The sequence below is a fragment of the Nonomuraea sp. NPDC000554 genome, assembly GCF_040300065.1.
Classification (GTDB): Bacteria; Actinomycetota; Actinomycetes; order Streptosporangiales; family Streptosporangiaceae; genus Nonomuraea.
Map to the genome: position 1 here is coordinate 1 of NZ_JBEPDC010000067.1, position 2,555 is coordinate 2,555.

The window sequence follows — 2,555 nt, forward strand, 5'->3', positions numbered from 1 at the left end:
CAGGACGGCGGAGATCGGGGCGGCGGTGTCGAACTTCTGCATCGTGTGCTCCTTGTGCTGCGTTGTTTCGATCGTGCGAGACCCGTCCCGGCGTGTCGCTCATGGGCTTCCATGAGCGACGCACGAGGGTCGGGTCGGCCCAGTTCGCAGCCCGGAGGCCGCGATCGCTGAACCGTTCATGGCGTCTACCATCGCCGACCGCTCTGACACCGGGCTGTCGCCGTCCTGACACCGCCGCTGATGCACTGATCACTTGAGCCCAAGACCGTTACACGAACGCGCGGACGCCTGCGCAGATCCACCCCGCGGTGCTCTTTCGCCGTCTTCCGGTTGTTCCGGGGCCTTTGGTGGCTCAGGCGAAATCAGTTGGCGGGCCTGCCGAACCAGCGGGAGAGGTGGTCGTCCAGGTCCTGCTGATCGTCGCCGATCCAGGCGACGTGGCCGTCGGGGCGTAGCAGGACGCACGGAACATCCAGTACCGCAGTGGGATCCGCGAGATAGTCGACCCGGTCTGACCAGCCGCCGACGGTCAGGCGTTCGGTGCGGTCCAGCAGCAGGCCGCGGCCGCGACGCAGCAGACCGTAGAGGTGGCCCTGTTTCACGTCGATGTCGCGCAGGCGGCGGCCGAGCAGGTCGGGGCCTTCGCCGAAGTCGTAGCGGATGCCGATCGCGGTGATCTTCTCGATCAGATAGCGGTTCACCTCGTCGAAGTCCATCAGTTCGGTGAGCAGCCTGCGCACGGCCCGCGGGCCCGGTTCGGTCGACAGCAGTTCCATCTGGGCGCGGGTGTTGTCCAGCACGTCCTCGGCGACCGGATGACGTTCGGCCTGGTAGGTGTCCAGCAGTGTTTCCGGTGCCCAGCCGCGGATCTGTGCGGCCAGTTTCCAGCCGAGGTTGAACGCGTCCTGGACGCCCAGGTTGAGGCCCTGTCCGCCGGTGGGTGGATGGATGTGTGCCGCATCGCCGGCCAGCAGCACCCGCCCGACCCGATAACGTTCGGCCAGCCGGGTGGCATCCCCGAAACGGGACAACCAGCGCGGGGAGTGCACGCCGAAATCGGTTCCGGCGATGGTGCGCAGCGCTTGTTTGAAATCCTCGAGGGTGGGCGGTTCCGCGCGATCGCTGACTCCCGCGGCGGGGACGACGACGCTGTAGACCCCTTCGCCGAAGGGCCTGAGCCAGAAGGGCTGATGGGTCTCGTGGATTTCGGTCACCTTGGCGGTGATCTCCTCCTGCGGCACACCCACTTCCATCTCGCCCATCAGCGTCTCGGTCCGCGAGGGCTCGCCGGGGAAGCCCACGCCGAGCAGTTTGCGCACCGTACTGCGCCCGCCGTCACAGCCGACGAGATAGCGCGAACGCAGTTGTTCCCCGTCGGTCAGCTCGACGGTCACACCCTCGTCGTCCTGCTCGAAACCGGCCACCGCACAACCGTGCCGGACCTGCGCACCCAGTTCGATCGCATGCTCTTCGAGCAGGCGTTCGATGACCGGCTGCGGGATGCCCAGCAGATAGGCGTGCGCGGAATCCAGGCCCTTGGGCGCGGGTTTGTTGATGGCGGCGAAGAAACCGCCGGCCGGACGCTGTCTTCCATGCTGGAGAATGCGCTCCAGCAGTCCGCGCATTGCCATCAGCTCGAGACTGCGAATATGCAGACCGACTATGCGGACGAACGACTTGGGCTCGGTTTCCTTCTCCAGAACGAGTACCCGCACGTCGTGCAGCCGCAGTTCGGCAGCCAGCATCGCGCCAGTCGGCCCGCACCCGGCAATGATCACGTCGAACATGGGCGCGCGATCGGCGTCGGAGGCCGGCGACCGGAGTCCGGGGACGTCGCCCATGGTGAAGTCGCGCTCGTCCGTATCGTTCGACGGCGGCTCGGCGGGGAACTGCAGAGAGTCCATAGGTGTTGCCTTTCGGGAGTGCCTTGTTGTCGAGGCGCTCCCGGCGACACCTACGTCAATCGCCGGCCGTGACGGGAAGGGGGAGCACCCACATCGCTACAGCGTTCATGGGTCTCACCTCCTCGGGCGGTGTCACGGTCAACTGCAAGCTACAAGTCCGAGCATCATCCCGTCCAATCCTTTCCCAGCCACGTGATCACGACTCCCAACGGGCCCGTGCGGTTGCAGGGCGAATCCGGCGTGGCGGCCCGGCTGGTCCCGGTCACGGCCGACGGTCTGATCCGCAAAGCCGGGCACCCGTGAGGTTGCATGCGGTCATACCGGGCCCGAGCAGCCACAGGACTCTGCCCTACTGCCCTGCAAGGACGGTCAGCGATTAAAAATCTACATTGTAAAGGCGGTGGACTTGGGCAAACTTCTCACACCGAACCTCACAAACCAAACAGTCACCAACCCCCAGCCGCCGCGGCGATCGCCCTGCGCGGGAGGCGTCAAACCGCCCTCTGCTGCGGTAGCTGAAGACTGTTGTGGTGAGCGACGAGGGAAAAGGCGTCAATGAGGTGATCTCGTGCGCCCAGCAGAACGGAGGTGAAGCCGTGATGTAGCGGCTGATCGTCTGTGCGTAAGCTCGTCGTCGCTTGCCGGTGGAAG

The 2,555-nt window shown here is 65.7% G+C and carries 1 protein-coding gene; it reads right to left on the reverse strand.

Features of this window, described 5'->3' with window-relative positions; translation table 11 throughout:
* Window positions 1-362: 362 nt before the first annotated feature.
* On the reverse strand, window positions 363-1,787 hold the full coding sequence (rox, locus tag ABT294_RS50630) for a rifampin monooxygenase (protein ID WP_350813734.1): 1,425 nt from the start codon (window positions 1,785-1,787) through the stop codon (window positions 363-365).
* Window positions 1,788-2,555 lie beyond the last annotated feature (768 nt).